The organism is Jejuibacter sp. L23 (genome assembly GCF_050815825.1).
In the GTDB taxonomy this organism is placed as follows: Bacteria; Pseudomonadota; Gammaproteobacteria; order Enterobacterales; family Enterobacteriaceae; genus Jejubacter; species Jejubacter calystegiae.
The window spans coordinates 4161081-4182508 of sequence record NZ_CP138199.1 but is presented as its reverse complement, the minus strand read 5'-3'; the positions used below and the strand labels follow the sequence as shown (position 1 = coordinate 4182508).

The 21428-nt window shown below is 58.3% G+C and carries 21 protein-coding genes; 18 read left to right on the top strand and 3 right to left on the bottom strand.

The features are described 5' to 3' along the window. The first annotated feature begins 57 nt into the window (after nt 1-57). A complete protein-coding gene (gene pyrG / locus SCU88_RS20095; protein WP_138093104.1) occupies nt 58-1695 on the top strand; it encodes a glutamine hydrolyzing CTP synthase in 1638 nt (545 codons plus the stop codon). Nucleotides 1696-1799: 104 nt separating this feature from the next. Beyond that, nucleotides 1800-3098, top strand: a complete 1299-nt coding sequence (eno, locus tag SCU88_RS20090; RefSeq protein ID WP_138093101.1) for a phosphopyruvate hydratase — start codon at nt 1800-1802, stop codon at nt 3096-3098. 358 nt (nt 3099-3456) lie between these two features. Here the strand turns inward: eno and SCU88_RS20085 are convergent, their stop codons facing one another. Beyond that, complete coding sequence (locus tag SCU88_RS20085) at nt 3457-4281, bottom strand: SIS domain-containing protein (protein ID WP_175340956.1); 825 nt, start codon at nt 4279-4281, stop codon at nt 3457-3459. 167 nt (nt 4282-4448) lie between these two features. Between SCU88_RS20085 and SCU88_RS20080 the strand changes: the two genes are divergently transcribed. Genes SCU88_RS20080 through queE form a run of 3 tightly spaced genes read left to right on the top strand, consistent with a single transcriptional unit; the run spans nt 4449 to nt 7430 of the window. After that, nucleotides 4449-6002 carry a PTS transporter subunit EIIC gene (locus SCU88_RS20080; protein WP_175340955.1) on the top strand — a complete coding sequence of 518 codons (1554 nt, stop codon included), beginning with the start codon at nt 4449-4451 and terminating at the stop codon, nt 6000-6002. After that, nucleotides 6002-6703 carry a putative N-acetylmannosamine-6-phosphate 2-epimerase gene (locus tag SCU88_RS20075; protein ID WP_175340954.1) on the top strand — a complete coding sequence of 234 codons (702 nt, stop codon included), beginning with the start codon at nt 6002-6004 and terminating at the stop codon, nt 6701-6703. Before SCU88_RS20080 ends, SCU88_RS20075 begins: the two co-directional genes overlap by 1 nt. A gap of 55 nt (nt 6704-6758) precedes the next feature. Continuing rightward, nucleotides 6759-7430: a 7-carboxy-7-deazaguanine synthase QueE gene (gene queE, locus SCU88_RS20070; RefSeq protein ID WP_175340953.1), complete on the top strand. Its 672-nt coding sequence runs from the start codon at nt 6759-6761 to the stop codon at nt 7428-7430. Between the two features lie 111 nt (nt 7431-7541). Here queE and queD read toward each other — a convergent pair whose 3' ends face one another. Next, nucleotides 7542-7907, bottom strand: coding sequence for a 6-carboxytetrahydropterin synthase QueD (queD, locus tag SCU88_RS20065; protein ID WP_138099067.1), 366 nt, complete (start codon nt 7905-7907; stop codon nt 7542-7544). 360 nt (nt 7908-8267) lie between these two features. On the opposite strand from queD, the gene cysJ reads away from it, so the two are divergent. The 3 genes from cysJ to cysH all read left to right on the top strand — a co-directional run bounded on the left by cysJ (nt 8268) and on the right by cysH (nt 12602). After that, nucleotides 8268-10064 (top strand): NADPH-dependent assimilatory sulfite reductase flavoprotein subunit, encoded by a 1797-nt coding sequence (cysJ, locus tag SCU88_RS20060; RefSeq protein ID WP_138093087.1) that lies wholly within the window; start codon nt 8268-8270, stop codon nt 10062-10064. Beyond that, nucleotides 10064-11776 (top strand): assimilatory sulfite reductase (NADPH) hemoprotein subunit, encoded by a 1713-nt coding sequence (gene cysI, locus SCU88_RS20055; RefSeq protein WP_175340952.1) that lies wholly within the window; start codon nt 10064-10066, stop codon nt 11774-11776. The genes cysJ and cysI overlap by 1 nt, the downstream gene beginning before the upstream one ends. Before the next feature lie 91 nt (nt 11777-11867). Next, complete coding sequence (gene cysH, locus SCU88_RS20050) at nt 11868-12602, top strand: phosphoadenosine phosphosulfate reductase (protein WP_138093081.1); 735 nt, start codon at nt 11868-11870, stop codon at nt 12600-12602. An 86-nt stretch (nt 12603-12688) separates the two neighbouring features. Here cysH and SCU88_RS20045 read toward each other — a convergent pair whose 3' ends face one another. Continuing rightward, nucleotides 12689-13663, bottom strand: a complete 975-nt coding sequence (locus SCU88_RS20045; RefSeq protein ID WP_175340951.1) for an aminopeptidase — start codon at nt 13661-13663, stop codon at nt 12689-12691. A 277-nt stretch (nt 13664-13940) separates the two neighbouring features. Between SCU88_RS20045 and cysD the strand changes: the two genes are divergently transcribed. The 10 genes from cysD to SCU88_RS19995 all read left to right on the top strand — a co-directional run bounded on the left by cysD (nt 13941) and on the right by SCU88_RS19995 (nt 21382). Continuing rightward, on the top strand, nt 13941-14849 hold the full coding sequence (cysD, locus tag SCU88_RS20040; protein ID WP_138093050.1) for a sulfate adenylyltransferase subunit CysD: 909 nt from the start codon (nt 13941-13943) through the stop codon (nt 14847-14849). Nucleotides 14850-14860: 11 nt separating this feature from the next. Next, on the top strand, nt 14861-16288 hold the full coding sequence (cysN, locus tag SCU88_RS20035; RefSeq protein WP_138093047.1) for a sulfate adenylyltransferase subunit CysN: 1428 nt from the start codon (nt 14861-14863) through the stop codon (nt 16286-16288). Further along, entirely contained in the window at nt 16288-16893 is a 606-nt protein-coding gene (gene cysC / locus SCU88_RS20030; protein ID WP_175340950.1) for an adenylyl-sulfate kinase, read from the top strand. The genes cysN and cysC overlap by 1 nt, the downstream gene beginning before the upstream one ends. Nucleotides 16894-16944: 51 nt before the next feature. Next, the gene (locus SCU88_RS20025) at nt 16945-17274 is read left to right on the top strand and encodes a DUF3561 family protein (protein WP_138093042.1); all 330 of its coding nucleotides are present in this window, start codon (nt 16945-16947) and stop codon (nt 17272-17274) included. 162 nt (nt 17275-17436) lie between these two features. Beyond that, nucleotides 17437-17754 (top strand): cell division protein FtsB, encoded by a 318-nt coding sequence (gene ftsB / locus SCU88_RS20020; protein WP_138093040.1) that lies wholly within the window; start codon nt 17437-17439, stop codon nt 17752-17754. Between the two features lie 33 nt (nt 17755-17787). Further along, entirely contained in the window at nt 17788-18498 is a 711-nt protein-coding gene (gene ispD / locus SCU88_RS20015; protein WP_138093036.1) for a 2-C-methyl-D-erythritol 4-phosphate cytidylyltransferase, read from the top strand. After that, complete coding sequence (gene ispF / locus SCU88_RS20010; protein WP_138093033.1) at nt 18498-18977, top strand: 2-C-methyl-D-erythritol 2,4-cyclodiphosphate synthase; 480 nt, start codon at nt 18498-18500, stop codon at nt 18975-18977. Before ispD ends, ispF begins: the two co-directional genes overlap by 1 nt. Continuing rightward, nucleotides 18974-20020: a tRNA pseudouridine(13) synthase TruD gene (gene truD / locus SCU88_RS20005; RefSeq protein WP_138093030.1), complete on the top strand. Its 1047-nt coding sequence runs from the start codon at nt 18974-18976 to the stop codon at nt 20018-20020. The genes ispF and truD overlap by 4 nt, the downstream gene beginning before the upstream one ends. Then, complete coding sequence (gene surE / locus SCU88_RS20000; RefSeq protein ID WP_175340949.1) at nt 20001-20762, top strand: 5'/3'-nucleotidase SurE; 762 nt, start codon at nt 20001-20003, stop codon at nt 20760-20762. The genes truD and surE overlap by 20 nt, the downstream gene beginning before the upstream one ends. Beyond that, the gene (locus tag SCU88_RS19995; protein WP_138093024.1) at nt 20756-21382 is read left to right on the top strand and encodes a protein-L-isoaspartate(D-aspartate) O-methyltransferase; all 627 of its coding nucleotides are present in this window, start codon (nt 20756-20758) and stop codon (nt 21380-21382) included. Before surE ends, SCU88_RS19995 begins: the two co-directional genes overlap by 7 nt. Nucleotides 21383-21428: the final 46 nt, after the last annotated feature.

The following is a 21428-nucleotide window of genomic DNA, read 5'->3' as shown; positions in this document are numbered from 1 at the left end:
ACTGCTTTCCCGTCCTGGTTATTCCATCGTCTTTAAACCTAACTTCTCAGGTTCAGCATGACAACGAACTATATTTTTGTGACCGGCGGGGTCGTATCCTCTCTGGGTAAAGGCATTGCCGCAGCCTCCCTCGCAGCCATTCTCGAAGCCCGTGGCCTTAACGTGACCATCATGAAACTGGATCCCTATATCAATATCGATCCAGGCACCATGAGCCCGATTCAACACGGGGAAGTGTTCGTAACCGAAGACGGCGCTGAAACCGATCTGGACCTGGGGCACTATGAGCGCTTCATCCGTACCCGAATGAGCCGCCGCAACAACTTCACCACGGGTCGAATCTATTCCGACGTTCTGCGTAAAGAGCGTCGCGGCGACTATCTGGGCGCCACCGTTCAGGTTATCCCCCATATCACCAACGCAATCAAAGAGCGCATTATCGAAGGCGGCGAAGGCCACGATGTGGTGCTGGTTGAGATCGGCGGTACCGTGGGCGATATCGAATCCCTGCCGTTCCTGGAAGCGATTCGCCAGATGGCGGTAGAAGTGGGCCGCGAGCACACGCTCTATATGCACCTGACCCTGGTGCCTTATATGGCCGCCGCAGGCGAGGTGAAAACCAAGCCGACTCAGCACTCGGTTAAAGAGCTGCTCTCCATCGGTATCCAGCCGGATATGCTGATCTGCCGTTCCGACCGCGCTATTCCGGCCAACGAACGCGCCAAAATCGCGCTGTTCTGTAACGTGCCGGAGAAGGCGGTTATCTCTCTGAAAGACGTCGATTCCATTTATAAAATCCCTGGCATGTTGAAATCCCAGGGCCTGGACGATTATATTTGTAAACGATTCAGCATCGAGTGCCCGGAAGCCGATCTTGCCGAATGGGAGCAGGTTCTGTACGAAGAAGCCAATCCGTCGGGTGAAATCACCATCGGGATGGTGGGTAAGTACATCGAGCTGCCGGATGCCTATAAGTCGGTTATCGAGGCGCTTAAGCACGGTGGCCTGAAGAATCGTCTGACGGTGAACATCAAGCTGATTGATTCGCAGGATGTTGAGACTCGCGGCGTGGAGATCCTGAAGGGTCTGGACGCGATTCTGATTCCAGGCGGCTTCGGCTACCGCGGCGTGGAAGGCAAGATTGCCACCGCCCGCTATGCGCGTGAGAACAAAATTCCGTATCTCGGCATTTGCTTAGGTATGCAGGTAGCGTTGATTGATTTCGCCCGTAACGTGGCGGGTATGGAAAACGCCAACTCCACTGAATTTGTGCCAGACTGTAAGTACCCGGTCGTGGCGCTGATCACTGAGTGGCGTGATGAGAACGGTAACGTGGAAGTCCGCTCCGAGAAGAGCGATCTGGGTGGCACCATGCGCCTTGGCGCACAGCAGTGCCAGCTCTCCGACGACAGTCTGGTTCGCCAGCTGTACGGTGAGTCAACCATCGTTGAGCGTCATCGTCACCGTTACGAAGTCAACAACATGCTGTTGAAACAGATTGAAGCAGCCGGTCTGCGTGTGGCAGGCCGTTCCGGGGACGATCAGTTAGTCGAGATCGTCGAGGTTGCGGACCATCCGTGGTTTGTCGCCTGTCAGTTCCACCCGGAATTTACTTCCACCCCGCGTGACGGGCACCCGCTGTTTAGCGGCTTTGTGAAAGCCGCGGGCGAGTACCAGAAGCGCCAGGAGAAGTAACGATAATTAATGGCAGCGCGGCTCCATCGCATTCCGAGCAGGATGAGGATACGCGCTGCTGGTCCGGATTTTTTTAGTTTAACCAGTGACTTGAGGAAAACCTAATGTCCAAAATCGTTAAAGTCATCGGCCGCGAAATCATCGACTCTCGCGGTAACCCGACTGTTGAAGCCGAAGTTCATCTGGAAGGCGGTTTCGTTGGTATGGCTGCTGCCCCGTCGGGTGCTTCTACCGGTTCCCGCGAAGCGCTGGAACTGCGCGATGGCGACAAATCCCGTTTCCTGGGCAAAGGCGTAACCAAAGCCGTTGCCGCAGTTAACGGTCCGATCGCTCAGGCTGTGCTTGGCAAAGACGCTAAAGACCAGGCTGGCATCGACAAAATCATGATCGATCTGGACGGCACTGATAACAAATCTCAGTTCGGTGCGAACGCGATCCTGGCCGTTTCTCTGGCTAACGCTAAAGCCGCTGCTGCTTCTAAAGGCATGCCGCTGTATGAGCACATTGCTGAGCTGAACGGCACTCCGGGCAAATACTCCATGCCGGTACCGATGATGAACATCATCAACGGCGGTGAGCACGCTGACAACAACGTCGACATCCAGGAGTTCATGATCCAGCCGGTTGGCGCTAAAACGGTTAAAGAAGCTATCCGTATGGGTTCCGAAGTGTTCCATCACCTGGCCAAAGTACTGAAAGGCAAAGGTATGAACACCGCAGTGGGCGACGAAGGCGGCTACGCGCCGAACCTGGGCTCCAACGCTGAAGCTCTGGCTGTTATCGCTGAAGCGGTTAAAGCTGCTGGCTACGAGCTGGGTAAAGACATCACCCTGGCGATGGACTGCGCAGCGTCTGAATTCTACAAAGACGGCAAATACGTTCTGGCTGGCGAAGGCAACAAAGCGTTCTCTTCTGAAGAGTTCACTCACTTCCTGGAAGAACTGACCAAACAGTACCCGATCGTCTCCATCGAAGATGGTCTGGACGAGTCTGACTGGGACGGTTTCGCTTACCAGACCAAAGTTCTGGGCGACAAAATCCAGCTGGTTGGCGACGACCTGTTCGTGACCAACACTAAGATCCTGAAAGAAGGTATCGATAAAGGTATCGCTAACTCCATCCTGATCAAGTTCAACCAGATCGGTTCTCTGACCGAAACCCTGGCGGCTATCAAGATGGCGAAAGACGCTGGCTACACTGCCGTTATCTCTCACCGTTCCGGTGAAACCGAAGATGCGACCATCGCAGATCTCGCGGTTGGTACTGCGGCTGGCCAGATCAAGACCGGTTCCATGAGCCGTTCTGACCGCGTTGCCAAATACAACCAGCTGATTCGTATCGAAGAAGCGCTGGGCGAAAAAGCACCGTACAACGGTCGTAAAGAGATCAAAGGTCAGGCGTAAGCGTCTGCATTAATGAGTCTCTGAAAGCCCCGGCAGGGAACTGCCGGGGCTTTTTTTATGGTTCGTCGCGGATTAGCGTGGAGTGTTCGAAAATGGATGGAATATGAACACGTCGGAGAAAGTTCCGTTCACTTTTAGTAAGCGCTTCTCTGTTAATTCGGAACACGTGAACGGGCCAGGGGGGCTCAGTCGCCACCCCCCTGGCGGCCCGGGCTCCCCGGCGGTAAAAAACGCCGCTGACACGTTCACCGGCGCCGGTATTCACATATGAAAAATCACCTTAAGGTGAAGGGAATCTTCTCCAACACATCATATTCATTCAAAATCAGGCTCACGCTAATATGCAATGCCCGCCGCTTTACAACAACAGCGGCAGCGTTGCGCTGGCCGTTTGCTGACTGAGTTCGGCATAGCGCTCATCAATAGCGATGAGAGACATCGCCAGCAGCTCTACCAGCAGCATCACGCTGATTTTGGCATTCAGCGCGCCGCCGCTCAGAGGACCTTCTGGCGTCGCCGCCACCAGCAGCATATCGCTTAACGACGCCAGCGGACTGGAAGGGGTGTTGCTGAGCGCCAGAATCTTCACGCCGCGCTTGCGGGCCAGCTTCACCACGTGCAGCAGATCGCGGGTGGAGCCCGAACTGGAGATCGCCACCACCAGATCCTCCTGACCGAGCGTTGCCGCGTTCATCGCCGCGCGATGCATATCGCTGTACTGTTGCGCGCTTTTGCCGAAGCGCAGCAGCTTATACTGAAGGTAATCCCCGGGGATGGCGCTTGCCGCAACGCCGTATATCTGCACCGAACGTGCCTGATGCAGCGCCTGCGCCGCCGCTTTCAGCATCTGGCGATCCAGCAGTTTCGCCGTATCCTGTAGCGCCTGTACCGACTCTTCCACCACCCGATCGATCTCATCTCCTGCCTGGCGCGGCGCGGTCTGGTGCTGAATATCCAGCGCCAGCGCCATTTTAAATTCGTTATAGCCTTTGCATCCCAGCGTCCGGCACAGCCGGGTGACGCTTGCCTCGCTGGTTTCGCTTTCCCGCGCCAGTTCGGTAATGGTCAGGTAGAGCACGCTGGCGGGGGCGTTTAACACAAACTCCCCCAGCTTCTGCTGGGTCGGGCTGTATCCGGATACGCTCTGCCGCAGCCTGAGCAGCAGGTTTTCATGTTCTGACATGCAAGTTCCTTAATGCGTTTTGCTACCGGTTAGTGTGGCGGAAAGCGGGTTGCTGACGCCAGTCATTTTAAAAAAGTATGATCCGTCTCCCGACTTCTGGTGATAATTTTCAATATATGGATTTTGTGTGGTAATAATTTTCACCATATTCTGCAGGGAGAAACCTTATGTCTGTATTCAGTGGCGCCTCATCGGGAGGCTGGTTCGAAAAAGCGCAGCGCTTTGGCAAATCCTTTATGTTGCCGATTGCCGTGCTACCGGCGGCAGGGTTGCTGTTGGGGATTGGCGGCGCGCTCTCTAATCCCAACACCATCACGGCGTATCCTTTCCTGGATGTCGACTGGCTGCAGGCGATATTCACCATTATGAGCAGCGCCGGTGCCATCGTATTTGCCAATCTGTCGGTGCTGTTTGCGGTAGGTGTGGCGGTGGGGCTGGCGAAGAGCGATAAAGGCACCGCCGGGCTGTCGGCTCTGCTGGCGTTCCTGGTGATGAACGCCACCATTAATGCCTTGCTGATTCTGACCGGCACCCTGGCGCAGGAGAATCCTGGCGCGGTAGGGCAGGGAATGACGCTGGGCATTCAGACTCTGGAAACCGGCGTCTTCGGCGGGGTGGTTATCGGTCTGGTGACCTGTGCGCTGCATCATCGCTTTCGCAATATTGCGCTGCCGCAGTTCCTCGGGTTCTTCGGCGGTTCGCGCTTTGTGCCGATCGTCAGCTCCCTGGCCGCCATCGTAGTGGGGGCCGTCATGACCGTTATCTGGCCCCATTTTCAGGCGCTGATTTTTGGGCTGGGCGGGCTGGTGGATGCCACCGGTTATCTGGGGACGTTCCTGTACGGCTTTATACTGCGCATGCTGGGTCCCTTCGGTCTGCATCATATTTTCTATTTGCCCTTCTGGACCACGGCGCTGGGCGGCACTGAGATGATCAACGGCCAGCTGGTGGAAGGCACGCAGCGCATCTTCTTTGCCCAACTGGGCGATCCCGCGACTCAGCAGTTTTATGTCGGGACTTCACGTTTTATGTCCGGGCGTTTTATCACCATGATGTTCGGGCTGCTGGGCGCCTGCCTTGCGATGTACCACACGGCGAAACCCGAAAATAAAAAGCGCGTGGCTGGACTGTTGCTTTCGGCGGCGCTGACCTCATTCCTGACCGGCATTACCGAGCCTATTGAGTTCTCGTTCCTGTTTGTGGCCCCTGCGCTTTACGTTATCCATGCCCTGTTCGATGGCCTGGCCTTCATGCTGGCCCATATCCTGCACATCACCATCGGCCAGACTTTCTCCGGCGGCTTTATCGACTTCATGCTGTTCGGCGTGCTGCAGGGCGAGGCGAAAACCCACTGGATGTATGTACCCCTGGTCGGCGTTCCGTGGTTCTTCCTCTACTACTTTACCTTCCGCTTCGCCATTGTCCGCTTCGGTTTCGCCACCCCAGGCAGGGAGAAAGAGAGCGTGGAGCAGAGTGAGTTCGCCTCGGGCGAACGGGCTCAGGCCATCGTGGCCGGACTGGGCGGCAGAGATAACCTGGAAGAGGTGGACTGTTGCGCCACGCGTTTACGCGTGACGGTAAAAGATGGAAGCAAAGTGGACGAGGCGGCGCTAAAAGCGACCGGCGCCCACGGCGTGATTTTGCGTGGCAACGGCGTGCAGGTGGTCTATGGCCCGCACGTCACCATTATCAGAAATGAAGTAGAAGAGATTTTAGCCTGATGAATACGTTACTGAACGGCCTGAAAGGCCAGCTGATTGTCTCCTGCCAGGCGCTGGAAGACGAGCCGTTACATAGTCCCTTTATTATGTCGCGCATGGCGCTGGCGGCAGAGCAGGGGGGAGCCGCCGGAATTCGCGCCAACAGCGTGGCGGATATTGCGGCCATCCGCCAGCAGGTTGCGCTACCGGTTATTGGCATCATTAAACGTGATTACCCCGACAGCGAGGTATTTATCACCGCGACCCTGAAAGAGGTGGATGAACTGATGACGGTAGCGCCGGAAATTATCGCGCTGGACGCCACCGCCCGCCCGCGCCCCGGCGGCCAGAGTCTGGCGACGCTGGTGGCGCAGATTCGGGAACGCTATCCCAGCCTGGTGCTGATGGCGGATGTCTCCACCCTGGATGAAGCGAAAACCGCCGAAGCGCTCGGTTTCGACTGCGTCGGACCTACGCTGTATGGCTACACTGGAGAGACCAAAGGCCACAAACTGCCAGAGCAGGATTGCCGTTTTCTGGGCGAGCTGGTCGATGCGGTGACCATTCCGGTGATTGCCGAAGGCAATGTGGAAACCCCGGAACTGGCGACTCGCTGCCTGGCGCTGGGCGCCCATGCCGTGGTGGTTGGCGGGGCCATTACCCGACCCCGGCAGATTACCGAACGCTTTGCCGCAGCCATAAACGCGCACGTCAGGGAATGACCCGCGGCCGCGGATTTGCGATAATCCGCGTTTCCTTTACGCGACAGAGATGATTATGCAGTACCCGATTAACGAGATGTTCCAGACGCTCCAGGGCGAAGGTTACTTTACCGGCGTGCCGGCTGTCTTTATCCGGCTGCAGGGATGCCCGGTCGGCTGCCCGTGGTGCGATACCAAACATACATGGGAAAAACTCGCCGATCGGGAAGTGTCGATGTTCAGCATCATGGCCAAGACCCGCGAGAGCGACAAATGGGGGGCGGCGGGCGTTGAGGATCTGCTGGCCATTATTCAGCGCCAGGGTTACAGCGCCCGCCACGTGGTGATCACCGGCGGCGAGCCCTGCATCCACGATCTGACTGCCCTGACCGAAGGGCTGGAAAGTCAGGGGTTTAGCTGCCAGATAGAGACCAGCGGTACTCACGAAGTGCGCTGCTCGCCGGGCACCTGGGTGACGGTTTCGCCAAAGGTGAATATGCGTGGCGGCTATGATGTGCTGTCGCAGGCGCTACAGCGTGCCGATGAGATCAAACACCCGGTCGGCCGGGTACGCGACATTGAAGCGCTCGATGAACTGCTGGAGACTCTGGACGATGAAAAGGCGCGCATTATCGCGCTACAGCCCATCAGCCAGAAAGAAGAGGCGACCCGCCTGTGCATCGAAACCTGCATCGCCCGCAACTGGCGGCTGTCGATGCAGACCCATAAGTATCTGAATATCGCCTGATTCAGGTTTAAATAGATCTGAGCACCCTCTTCCCTTTGGAGATAAGGATTGTGTGGGAGCCGTTTTTCCCCCTCTCCCCTTTGGGGAGAGGGCTGGGGTGAGGGGAGGCGATTACTCGCCGCGGTACACGCAACCCGCCGTGCAGGTCTCTTTTACCTGAACCGCGCTCAGCAGCGGCAGTTGGGGTTTTACCTGCTGCCAGATCCAACGGGCCAGCACTTCGCTGGTGGGATTTTCCAGCCCCGGAATATCGTTAAGATAGTAGTGATCCAGGCGTTCCCAGGTGGGCTTAAACGCCGCTTTCAGCTCGGCAAAGTCGATGACCCAACCGGTATGGGGATCCACTTCGCCGGTCACTTCCAGGCGCACCATAAAGGAGTGGCCATGCAGGCGCCCGCACTTGTGACCTTCCGGCACGTGGGGCAGCCGGTGTGCGGCTTCGAACGTGAACTCTTTAAACAGGGTGGTTGACATGATCCGACCTCGGTGTGACAAAAAACCGCCGCATAGTACCGGAAATGTTTTTTTTTGGCATTAACTAAAACCCGCTTTGCGCAAGTTTCGCCCTTTTCAGAGACTGTGACTTATGATTAACATGTAAAATCAGTTGGTTAACAAATCAGTTTTTGCGTTAATCAATAACATAAAAAGCGGTTAGGCGATTTGGTTATTAATTATTTCCATCCCTTCTTTAATTGTTATTACCCCCGCCGTTAACCTTACTTTCACTTCTGTTTTCGCCCCCGGGAGTCAGGATACCTGCAGCGCCGTAACGTCAGCGCTCCCTGACGTTACGGGGCGGGTGAACGCTTTTAGCATACTGGAACATAACGACGCATGACGACTCAGGCCCCTCCCACTTCGCTGCTTCCGGTGACACCGGAACAGCTGGCGCGCCTCCAGGCGGCGACCACGGACTTCACCCCCACCCAGCTGGCATGGCTTTCCGGCTACTTCTGGGGGATGGTAAACCAACAGCCTGGCGTGGCTGCCGGGGCAGTCCCTGCGCCGGAAGCGGCGGCGATTACGCTGATTTCCGCCTCCCAGACCGGTAACGCGCGGCGGGTGGCCGAACAGCTGCGTGACTCCCTGCTGGCGGCGAAGCTGAACGTCAATCTGGTCAACGCAGGCGACTATAAATTCAAGCAGATCGCTCAGGAAAAACTGCTGGTGCTGGTTGCCTCCACCCAGGGGGAAGGGGAGCCGCCGGAAGAGGCAGTCGCATTGCATAAATATCTGTTTTCGAAGAAGGCGCCGAAACTGACTGATACCGCCTTTGCCGTATTTGGCCTGGGCGACACCTCCTATGAATTCTTCTGCCAGTCGGGTAAGGATTTCGACACCCGCCTGGCGGAGCTGGGTGCGGAACGGCTGCTGGATCGCGTGGATGCCGATGTGGAATTCCAGGCCGCGGCGGAAAGCTGGTGCCAGCGTATTACCGAGGTCCTGAAGGAGAAAGCGCCTCAGGGGGCCCCGGCTCCCACCGCCGTTGCCGGTGCGGTGAATGAAATTGTCACCACGCCATGGACCAAAGAGGCGCCGTTCGCGGCATCGCTTGCGGTGAATCAAAAGATTACGGGGCGCGGCTCTGATAAAGACGTGCGCCATCTGGAAATTGATCTGGGCGACTCCGGCCTGCGCTATCAGCCAGGAGACGCACTGGGCGTCTGGTATCAGAACTGTCCGGCGCTGGTGCAGGAACTGGTGGAACTGCTGTGGCTGAAGGGCGATGAGATCGTAGAAGTCAACGGTAAATCCCTGCCGCTCAGCGAAGCGCTGCAGTGGCACTTTGAGCTGACGGTGAATACCGGCGGCATTGTGGAAAACTACGCCACCCTGACCCGGAACGACGCGCTGCTGGAGATGGTGGGCGATCGCGATAAGCTGCACCACTACGCGGCCACCACGCCGATTGTTGATATGGTGCGCTTTGCTCCGGCCCAACTGGAGGCTCAGCAGCTTATCGGGTTACTGCGCCCGCTGACGCCGCGCCTGTACTCCATTGCTTCGTCCCAGGCCGAGGTGGAAAACGAAGTGCATATCACCGTTGGCGTGGTGCGCTACGACGTGGAAGGGCGTGCCCGTAGCGGCGGCGCATCCGGCTTCCTGGCCGACCGGGTGGAAGAAGACGGCGAAGTGCGGGTGTTTATCGAACACAACGACAACTTCCGCCTGCCTGCTAATCCGGAAACGCCGGTCATTATGATTGGCCCCGGCACCGGTATCGCGCCGTTCCGCGCCTTTATGCAGGAGCGCGATGCTCAGGGGGCATCCGGTAAAAACTGGCTGCTGTTCGGCAACCCGCATTTTACCGAGGATTTCCTCTATCAGGTGGAGTGGCAGCGCTATGTTAAAGAAGGACTGCTGACCCGCATTGATCTCGCCTGGTCCCGCGACCAGAAAGAGAAGATTTACGTACAGGATAAACTGCGCGAACAGAGCGCAGAGCTGTGGCGCTGGATTAACGACGGCGCCCATATTTACGTCTGCGGCGACGCCAATCGCATGGCGAAAGACGTTGAGCAGGCGCTTCTGGAAGTGATTGCCGAACAGGGGAGTATGGATCTGGAAGCGGCAGATGAATATTTAAGTGAGCTGCGCGTAGAGCGCCGTTATCAGCGAGACGTTTACTAATGAGCGAAAAACATCCCGGGCCCCTGGTGGTCGAAGGTAAACTGGCCGATGCCGAGCGCATGAAGCTTGAGAGTAACTTCCTGCGCGGCACCATTGCCGAAGATTTAAACGACGGCCTGACCGGCGGATTTAAGGGCGACAACTTTCTGCTAATCCGCTTTCACGGCATGTATCAGCAGGACGATCGCGACATCCGTGCCGAACGCGCCGAACAGAAACTGGAGCCGCGCCACGCCATGCTGCTGCGCTGCCGCCTGCCGGGCGGCATTATGACCACGAAGCAGTGGCTGGCTATCGACAAATTCGCTGGCGAAAAAACGCTGTATGGCAGCATCCGTCTGACCAATCGCCAGACCTTCCAGTTTCACGGCATTCTGAAGAAGAACGTGAAGCCGGTGCACCAGATGTTGCACGAAGTGGGGCTGGATGCGCTGGCGACGGCCAACGACATGAACCGTAACGTGCTGTGCACCTCTAACCCGATTGAGTCGCAGCTGCATGCCGAGGCTTACGAGTGGGCCAAAAAACTCTCTGAACACCTGCTGCCGCGCACCCGGGCCTATGCGGAAATCTGGTGGGATCAGGAAAAAGTGGCCACCACCGATGAAGAGCCGATCCTCGGGCCGACCTATCTGCCGCGTAAGTTTAAAACCACGGTGGTGGTGCCGCCGCAGAACGATGTGGATCTGCACGCCAACGATATGAACTTTGTGGCCATTGCCGAAAACGGCAAACTGGTGGGCTTTAACCTGCTGGTGGGCGGCGGTCTTTCCATTGAGCACGGCAACAAGAAAACCTATGCCCGTACCGCCAGCGAGTTCGGCTATATTCCGCTGGAGCACACCCTGGCGGTGGCGGAAGCGGTGGTCACCACCCAGCGCGACTGGGGTAACCGTACCGACCGTAAAAACGCCAAGACCAAATACACCCTTGAGCGTGTTGGGGTGGATACCTTTAAGGCCGAAGTGGAGCGCCGGGCAGGCATTACCTTCGAACCGATCCGCCCCTATGAATTCACCGGTCGCGGCGATCGCATCGGTTGGGTGAAGGGTATCGACGATAAGTGGCACCTGACGCTGTTTATCGAAAACGGTCGTATCCTGGACTACCCGGGGCGCCCGCTGAAAACCGGCCTGCGTAAGATAGCCGAAATCCACAAAGGCGATCTGCGCCTGACCGCCAATCAGAACCTGATCATCGCCGGGGTGCCGGAAAGCGATAAAGCTTCGATCGAAGCGCTGGCCCGGGAACATGGCCTGATGGCGGCGACATCCAGCCTGCGGGAAAACTCGATGGCCTGCGTCTCTTTCCCGACCTGCCCGCTGGCGATGGCGGAAGCCGAGCGTTTCCTGCCCAGCTTTGTTGATAAGGTGGAAGGGCTAATGGCGGCTCACGGCGTGGAGGATGAGAATATCGTTCTGCGCGTAACCGGCTGCCCCAACGGCTGCGGCCGCGCCATGCTGGCGGAAGTGGGGCTGGTGGGTAAGGCACCCGGGCGCTATAACCTGCATCTTGGCGGTAACCGTATCGGCACCCGTATTCCGCGGATGTTCCGGGAAAACATCACCGAGCCGGAGATCCTGAGATCCCTTGATGAACTGATAGGGCGCTGGGCCAAAGAGCGTGAAGCGGGCGAAGGTTTCGGCGACTTCACCGTGCGTACCGGAATTGTGCGGCCGGTCCTCGATCCGGCGCGCGATTTCTGGGAATAAACGATAACCTCTGGCCCTCTCTCTTACCTGCCCCTCTCCCTCTGGGAGAGGGCTGGGGTGAGGGGAAAGGGGGCAGGGGAAAGGGGAAACTATGTCCGTACTTGATCTCACTGCGCTAAACGCATTACCGAAAGACCAACGCGGCCAGGCGCTGGCCGACACCAATGCCCAACTGGAAGCGCTGAGCGCTCAGGAGCGCGTGGCCTGGGCTCTGGAAAACCTGCCCGGCGAATTTGTTCTGTCGTCGAGTTTTGGGATTCAGGCGGCGGTTTGTCTGCATCTGGTGACCCGGCAGCGGCCCGATATCCCGGTGATCCTGACCGATACCGGCTATCTGTTCCCGGAAACCTATCGCTTTATCGATGAACTGACCGAAAAGTTAAAACTGAATCTGAAGGTGTTTCGGGCCAGCGAAAGCCCCGCCTGGCAGGAAGCGCGCTACGGTAAGTTGTGGGAACAGGGCGTGGAAGGTATCGAGCGCTATAACCAGATCAACAAAGTAGAGCCGATGAACCGGGCGCTGGAAAGCCTGGGGGCGCAAAGCTGGTTCGCCGGCCTGCGCCGCGAGCAGTCCGACAGCCGCGCGGCTCTGCCGGTGTTGGGCATCCAGCGCGGGGTATTTAAAATTCTGCCGATAATCGACTGGGATAACCGCACGGTGTACCAGTATCTGAAGCAGCACGACCTGAAATACCACCCGCTGTGGGACGAAGGCTATCTGTCGGTAGGGGACACCCATACCACCCGCAAATGGGAGCCGGGTATGGCGGAAGAAGAAACCCGCTTCTTTGGCCTTAAGCGCGAGTGCGGGTTGCATGAGGGGTGATAATTCCTGGCAGTTATAAGAATGTTCCCCGCGCCAGCGGGGATAAACCGTGGAATGCCCCTGAAGGCAGGTTACGTAGCCAGCCTCTAAGCCTTCCCCTTCGCCAGCTCCTTCACCAGCGGGTAAAGCACGCTGACCACCTGGCGGCCGCGTTTTTCGATGCGGCCGGGCAGGTGTTTGTCCAGGTATTGCGGATTGTCGCGCTTAACGCTGTGCCATTTCAGGGCGTCGGCGGTGGCGGTATGGCGGGCGCTGATATTCAGTACCGGGATACCGGCCTGATCGAAAGGCGTGACGTCGTTCGGCGTATCGCTGCTCTGGAGTCCGGCGCTGGCGGGAATTCCCCTGCGGTGGGCCAGGGTCAGGGCGCGATCGCGGGTCAGCTTGCGTACGCTGCCGGGGGTGTTTTGGCCGCTGTTAAACCACAGTCGGTCGCCTGCCACCAGATTATCCAGGTTAATGACCAACAGGATATTTTGCTGCTGATCCGGGCTCATGCGCTTTAACACATCCCTGATGCCCGGCTGGCCTTCATCACGGCCGCTGGTGGCGATAAAGCGGATGCCGTAGCGGGTGGGAAGGTTTTGCAGGCGTTCGGCCAGCTCCAGCATCACGCCCAGCCCAAGGGCATTATCGTCCATACCCTGAAGGGTCAGCCCCCCCAGATTACCGTCGCGCTCGCTGTCGTTTTTCGGCGTATAGGTATCCAGGTGCGCCATGATAATAATCTGCTGGGGCGCCTTTCCCTGATGCGCGGCGATAACGGTGCTGCCGGTCACGTTCTGCCAGCTCTTCTGACCGGCGGCGCTGGTGTAGATGTAGCGGCTGTGGAACTGGCGAATATCGCTGTGGTAGCCCCAGCGACTAAACTGCTGGCGCAGAAAGTCTGCCGACAGCATCTCTGCCGGGGTGCCGATCATCCGGCCGGGAAAATGAGTGGCTATCTGGCGGGCCTGAATATTGGCGGTTTCGCCGTATGGGGCCGGGGTGGCCGCAGCGGGAAGGGCGCAACCGACGCTCAGCATCAGGCAGAGAACCGAGCGACGCAGTGCGGAAAGCATGAGAGTTCCTTAATCCTTTACAGCAAAAAATTATGCCAGCACAGTATGAAACCCTGCGTTTTGTACTGCAATTTCTATTGCTCTTAAATAGTGGAAAAACGGTGGGTTAATTCATTTTGTGGCTAAGCTTTGCCAGCGCGTTATTCTTTTACGGAACACCTCATTCCAATTGGGAATTTCATAACAAATCATCACGGGTCGTATAGTCCGTTCATTCGCTTTAACAATTTGCCGGAATAACGGCGGCAGTGCCGCGTATCCGGTTTAAGGGAAGGCTATGGACAATACACGACTCACTCATCTGCGACAGCTGGAGGCGGAAAGCATCCACATCATTCGCGAGGTGGCCGCGGAATTCTCTAACCCGGTCATGCTTTACTCTATCGGTAAAGACTCCTCCGTGATGCTGCATCTGGCCCGTAAGGCATTTTCCCCCGGTACGCTGCCCTTTCCGCTACTGCACGTCGATACCGGCTGGAAGTTTCGCGAAATGTACGCATTCCGCGATCGCACCGCCAAAGAGTATGGCTGCGAACTGCTGGTGCATAAAAACCCGGAAGGGGTGGCGATGGGGATCAACCCCTTCGTGCACGGCAGCGCCAAGCACACCGATATTATGAAGACCGAAGGGCTAAAGCAGGCGCTGAACAAATACGGCTTCGATGCCGCGTTCGGCGGCGCGCGTCGCGATGAAGAAAAATCCCGTGCCAAAGAGCGCATCTACTCGTTTCGCGACCGCTTTCACCGCTGGGATCCCAAGAACCAGCGCCCGGAGCTGTGGCACAACTACAACGGCCAGGTGAACAAGGGCGAAAGCATTCGCGTATTCCCGCTCAGCAACTGGACCGAACTGGATATCTGGCAGTACATCTATCTGGAAAACATCGAGATTGTTCCGCTGTATCTGGCCGCCGAGCGTCCGGTTCTGGAGCGCGATGGGATGCTGATGATGATCGACGACGATCGTATCGACCTGCAGCCGGGCGAGATGATTAAACAGCGTATGGTGCGCTTTCGTACCCTGGGCTGCTGGCCGCTGACCGGCGCCGTCGAATCCGAAGCCCGGACGCTGCCGGAAATCATCGAAGAGATGCTGGTGTCGACCACCAGCGAACGACAGGGGCGCGTGATAGATCGCGACCAGGCGGGCTCGATGGAGCTGAAAAAACGCCAGGGTTATTTCTGAGGAGCCGCCGGATGAACACCGCAATTGCACAACAGATCGCCGATCAGGGCGGCGTGGAAGCTTATTTACAGGCGCAGCAGCATAAAAGTCTGCTGCGCTTTCTGACCTGCGGCAGCGTGGACGACGGGAAAAGTACCCTGATCGGCCGTCTGCTGCACGATACCCGCCAGATTTACGAAGATCAGCTCTCTACGCTGCATAACGACAGCAAGCGTCACGGTACCCAGGGCGAAAAACTGGATCTGGCGCTTCTGGTGGATGGCCTGCAGGCCGAACGCGAGCAGGGGATCACCATCGATGTCGCCTACCGCTATTTCTCTACCGAGAAGCGCAAGTTTATTATCGCCGACACGCCGGGCCATGAGCAGTACACCCGCAATATGGCCACCGGCGCTTCGACCTGCGATCTGGCGATTCTGCTGATCGACGGCCGTAAAGGGGTTCTGGACCAGACCCGTCGCCACAGCTTTATCTCGACCCTGCTGGGGATTCGCCACCTGGTGGTGGCGGTTAACAAGATGGATCTGGTGGAGTACAGTCAGGAGCGCTTCGAGCAGATTAAGCAGGACTACCTGACCTTTGCCGAACAGCTCCCCGGCGAGCTGGATATCCGCTTTGTGCCGCTTTCGGCGCTGGAAGGGGATAACGTCGCCAGCCAGAGTACTCATATGCCCTGGTACAGCGGCCCGACGCTGCTGGAGATGCTGGAAACCGTGGAGATCCAGCGGGTGGTGGACCATCAGCCGCTGCGTTTCCCGGTGCAGTACGTGAACCGCCCGAATCTGGACTTCCGCGGCTATGCCGGTACCCTGGCCTCTGGTCGGGTGAAAGTAGGCGATCGGGTTAAAGTATTGCCCTCCGGCGTGGAGTCCAGCGTGGCGCGCATCGTAACCTTCGATGGCGATCTGGATGACGCGGTCGCTGGCGAAGCTATTACCCTGGTGCTGGCGGATGAGATCGATATCAGCCGCGGCGATCTGCTGGTAGCGGCGGAGGCCGAACTTCCGGCAGTGCAGAGCGCGAAGGTTAATGTGGTCTGGATGACTGGCGAACCGCTGGCGCTGGGTCAGAGTTATGACGTGAAAGTGGCTGGCAAGAAGAGTCGCGCCCGGGTGGATGCCATCAACCATCAGGTGGATATCCATACCCTCGATACTTACAGCGTCGACAGCCTGCCATTGAATGGTATCGGCCAGGTGACCCTGACCTTCGACGAACCGCTGGTGCTGGACGCCTACCAGGACAACCCGGTTACGGGCGGTATGATCCTTGTCGACCGACTGAGCAACGTGACCGTGGGCGCCGGGCTGGTGGATACGCCGCTGGCCCAGGAAAGCCGGGCGCCTTCCCGCTACAGCGAGTTTGAGCTGGAACTGAATGCGCTGGTGCGCCGCCATTTCCCGCACTGGAATGCACGGGATCTGCTGGGAGAGGGCTAATGGCGCAGCATGATGAGAACGTGGTCTGGCATACGCACCCGGTGACCCGCGAGCAGCGCGAGCAGCTGCGAGGCCATCGCGGTGCGGTGCTGTGGTTTACCGGGCTTTCCGGCTCCGGTAAGTCCACCGTTGCCGGGGCGCTGGAGCAGGCGCTCCACGCTCAGGGCGTGGCCACTTACCTGCTCGATGGCGACAATGTGCGCCATGGCCTGTGCCGCGATCTCGGTTTCAGCGATGACGACCGCCGGGAGAATATCCGGCGGGTGGGCGAGGTGGCCCGACTGATGGTGGATGCCGGTCTGGTGGTGCTCAGCGCCTTTATCTCTCCCCATCGTGCAGAGCGTCAGATGGTGCGTGAACTGGCAGGCGAGGGGCGCTTTCTGGAGATCTTCGTCGATACCCCGCTGGCGGTGTGCGAAGCGCGGGATCCCAAAGGGCTATACCGCAAGGCGCGGGCAGGCGAGCTGCATAACTTTACCGGTATCGACTCGGCCTACGAGGCCCCGCAAGCGCCGGAACTGCACCTTGATGGTCAACAATTGGTAACAAATTTGACCGATCAGATGTTAGATCTGCTGCGTCGGCAGGATATCATCAGATCCTGAAGACAGCGCCGGGCAAGCGTTTTGCCCGGTCGCCAGCCGACAGGATCCTCTATGCGTGATACCCCCCCTTACATCATTTCCCGGGAATCCGGATTACCGGAAATGGAAGAGCAACAGACCGCCTGGTCACTGCCAGGGGGGATTATTGGCTTCTGTTCATGGCTGCTGGCGCTGGGGCTGCCGTTCCTGCTGTTCGGCTCCAATACCCCTTTCTTTTTTCTCTATACCTGGCCTTTTTTCCTGGCGCTGATGCCAGTGGCTGTGGTGGTGGGAATCGCCCTTCATTCGCTGGTGGGCAGACGCCTGCTGGTGAGCATTATCGCAACCCTGCTCGTGGTGGCGATGATGTTCGGCGCGCTGTTCCTGTGGCTGACCCATTAAGGGTGGCATCAAAGCGTAACAGATCGTTGCCGCAGCCCCCCGGGGGCGCATCATGGCGTGTTCTGTGGTACATTCTTGCGCACGTAAGTCTAACGTCATACGGGCCCGCTGGAGCCCAAAGGTAAGTTGTGGGATGATGAAGCCGTTTTATCTGGGGGCGGAATGGGAAAACTAACGCTGCTATTGCTGGTTTTGCTGGCCTGGTTACAGTATTCACTATGGTTTGGCAAAAACGGCGTCCACGACTATACGCGAGTAAAAGACGATGTTGCCGTGCAGCAGGGAACCAATGCGAAGCTAAAGGCGCGTAACGATCAGCTGTTTGCTGAAATCGACGATCTGAACGGCGGCCTTGAAGCCATTGAAGAGCGCGCGCGTAACGAACTGAGCATGACCCGTCCGGGCGAAACCTTCTACCGCCTGGTGCCGGACTCGTCGAAGCGTAACTGGAAAGCGGGACAGCAACAAAATAATCAATAAATAATTAAATCACTGGATTTGGGTTTCGCACAGATGGCAGGTTCCTCCGGGGATATTATCGGCGTGGTGCCGGCCGCCGGCATCGGCAGTCGTATGCAGTCGACATGCCCCAAGCAGTATCTCACCATTGGTGACAAAACAATTCTTGAGCACGCGGTTGCCGCGCTGCTGGCACATCCCAGGGTTCGCGAGGTGATTATCGTCGTCAGTCCTGAGGATCGCTGGTTTGCCGGGCTACCGCTGGCAACGCATCCGCAGGTCAGGCAGGTTGAGGGCGGCGCCCAGCGCGCCGACTCGGTGCTGGCCGGACTCAAAGCCGCCTCCGGCGCCGAATGGGCGCTGGTGCATGATGCGGCGCGCCCCTGTCTTCATCCCGACGATTTAGCACGCCTTCTGGCGCTGACTGAACAGAGCCGGGTGGGCGGCATTCTGGCGGCGCCAGTGCGCGATACCATGAAGCGCGGCGAGCCGGGAAAACAGGCCATCGCCCATACCGTCGAGCGCGACGATCTCTGGCACGCATTAACGCCGCAACTCTTTCCGTTAGCGCTCCTGAAACAGTGCCTGGAGCGGGCGCTGGACGAAGGGGCGACCATAACCGATGAAGCTTCCGCGCTGGAATACTGCGGCTTTCACCCCGAACTGGTCAGCGCCCGTGCCGATAATATTAAGGTGACGCGCCCGGAAGACCTGGCGCTGGCGGCATTTTATCTTACCCTGTTACAGACAACGGAGAATCACTGATGCGTATCGGACACGGTTTTGACGTTCACGCGTTTGGCGGCGAAGGGCCGATCGTTATCGGCGGCGTACGCATTCCCTGGGAAAAAGGGCTGCTGGCGCACTCCGATGGCGATGTGGCGCTGCATGCGCTGACCGATGCGCTACTGGGCGCCGCGGCGCTGGGTGATATCGGTAAACTGTTTCCGGATACCGACCCGGCCTTCAAGGGGGCCGACAGCCGCGCCCTGCTGCGCGAGGCCTGGCAGAGGATCCAGGCGAAAGGCTACCGGCTCGCCAACGTTGACGTTACTATTATTGCTCAGGCCCCAAAAATGGCGCCGCATATTCCGCAGATGCGCGTATTCATTGCTGAAGATCTGGGCTGCCATATGGATGACGTTAACGTGAAGGCCACCACCACCGAAAAGCTGGGCTTTACCGGTCGCGGAGAGGGGATTGCCGCCGAGGCGGTGGCGTTACTGATTAAGTCAGAGGCATGATGGACTGGAATAATCTCACCTGGCTGCACGGACAGCCGCAGGCGACCGGGCAGCTAAAGGCCAGCCCGGAAGACTTTGTGGTGACGGAAGATCTGGGATTCGCGCCAGACGGCGACGGAGAACACCTGCTGGTGCGCATTCTGAAAAAAGAGTGCAATACTCGCTTTGTTGCCGATATGCTGGCGAAGTTTTTGAAAGTACCGGCCCGCGAGGTGAGCTTTGCCGGGCAGAAGGACCGGCACGCGGTGGCGGAACAGTGGTTCTGCGTGCGTCTGCCGGGTACATTGATGCCCGATCTCAGCGGCTTTCAGCCAGAAGGCTGCCAGGTACTGGAATATGCGCGCCATCGCCGCAAACTGCGTACCGGCGCCCTGAAAGGCAACGCTTTTACTCTGGTATTGCGGGAAGTGACCGGGCGCGCTGAAGTTGAACAGCGCCTGAATGCCGTTCTGCGCCAGGGGGTGCCAAACTATTTCGGCGCTCAGCGCTTTGGCCACAGCGGCAATAATCTGCACCAGGCCAGACGCTGGGCCCAGAGTAATGCGCCGGTGCGCGATCGCAATAAGCGTAGCTTCTGGCTTTCCGCGGCGCGCAGTGCGATGTTTAATCAGATTGTCAGCGAGCGCCTGAAAAAACCAGAATTTAATCAAGTCATTGATGGCGATGCGTTACAATTGGCCGGTCGCGGCAGCTGGTTTGTGGCGACCGAAGAAGAGCGCCCTGAGCTGCAACGGCGGGTGGATGACGGCGAATTGATGATTACCGCCGCGCTACCGGGGCGCGGCGAGTGGGGCAGCCGCAATGCCGCACTGGCCTTCGAACAGCAGGTTCTGGCGGATGAAATGGATTTACAGGGGCTTATGGTGCGCGAAAAAGTGGATGCGGCGCGCAGGGCCATGCTGCTGTACCCCCGGGATCTGTCGTGGAACTGGTGGGATGATGTCACGCTGGAACTGAACTTCTGGCTGCCGGCGGGCAGCTTTGCAACCAGCGTGGTCAGGGAACTAATCAACACGGGTGACTATGCGAATATTGCTGAGTAACGATGACGGGATCCATGCGCCGGGTATTCAGGTGCTGGCTAAGGCGCTGCGTGAATTCGCGGAGGTCCAGGTTGTTGCTCCTGACAGAAATCGCAGCGGCGCTTCCAATTCGCTGACGCTGGAATCGCCGCTACGCACCTTTACTCATCCCAATGGCGATATCTCAGTACAGACGGGCACCCCTGCAGACTGCGTTTTCCTGGGCGTGAATGCGCTGATGCGTCCCGCACCGGACGTCGTGGTTTCCGGCATTAACGCCGGTCCGAATCTGGGGGATGACGTTATCTATTCCGGTACAGTCGCGGCAGCGACAGAGGGGCGTCACCTCGGTTTCCCCGCCCTGGCGGTCTCGCTGGACGGCCACCAGCACTATGAAACGGCGGCGGCGGTAACCTGCGCGATTCTACGTGGGCTGACCCGCGAACCGCTGCGCACCGGCCGGGTTCTCAATATCAACGTCCCCGATCTGCCGCTAAGCGAGATTCGTGGCGTGCGCGTCACCCGTTGCGGTAGCCGCCATCCGGCAAATTCGGTGATCCCTCAACAGGATCCCCGCGGCAATACTCTGTACTGGATTGGTCCCCCCGGCGAGGCTTGCGATATCGGCCCCGATACCGACTTTGCCGCAGTGAAGCAGGGGTACGTCGCCATTACGCCGCTGCAGGTGGATCTTACCGCCTATAGCGCGCAGGAGGTGGTCAGCGCCTGGGTTTCCCGGGCAGGGGTTGAGACGCAATGGTAACTGGACGCGTTCAGACGCTGGTTGAACAACTGAGAACACAGGGCATCAGGGACGAAAAGGTACTGGACGCCATTGCCCTGGTGCCGCGCGAAAAATTCGTCGACGAGGCCTTTGAGCACAAGGCCTGGGACAATGTGGCGCTGCCCATCGGTTCCGGGCAGACGATTTCGCAGCCTTATATGGTGGCGCGTATGACCGAACTGCTGGAGCTGACGCCGAACTCGCGGGTGCTGGAGATCGGCACCGGCTCTGGCTACCAGACCGCTATTCTGGCGCATCTGGTGCATCACGTCTGCTCGGTGGAGCGGATTAAAGGGCTGCAGTGGCAGGCACGTCGCCGCCTTAAGCAGCTGGATTTACACAATGTTTCGACCCGTCACGGCGACGGCTGGCAGGGGTGGAAGGCACGCGCCCCGTTTGACGCCATCATCGTGACGGCGGCGCCGCCTGAAATACCGACTGCGCTGATGGCGCAGCTCGATGAGGGCGGCATTCTGGTCCTGCCGGTAGGCGACGAGCAGCAGTATTTGAAGCGGGTTCGTTGCCGGGCAGGCGAATATATCATCGACACTGTTGAAGCCGTGCGCTTTGTTCCCCTTGTGCGGGGGGAGCTGGCTTAAGTCCCGGAAATTTCCGGTTTAACTCTGTCGTGGTCGGGGTATGGTG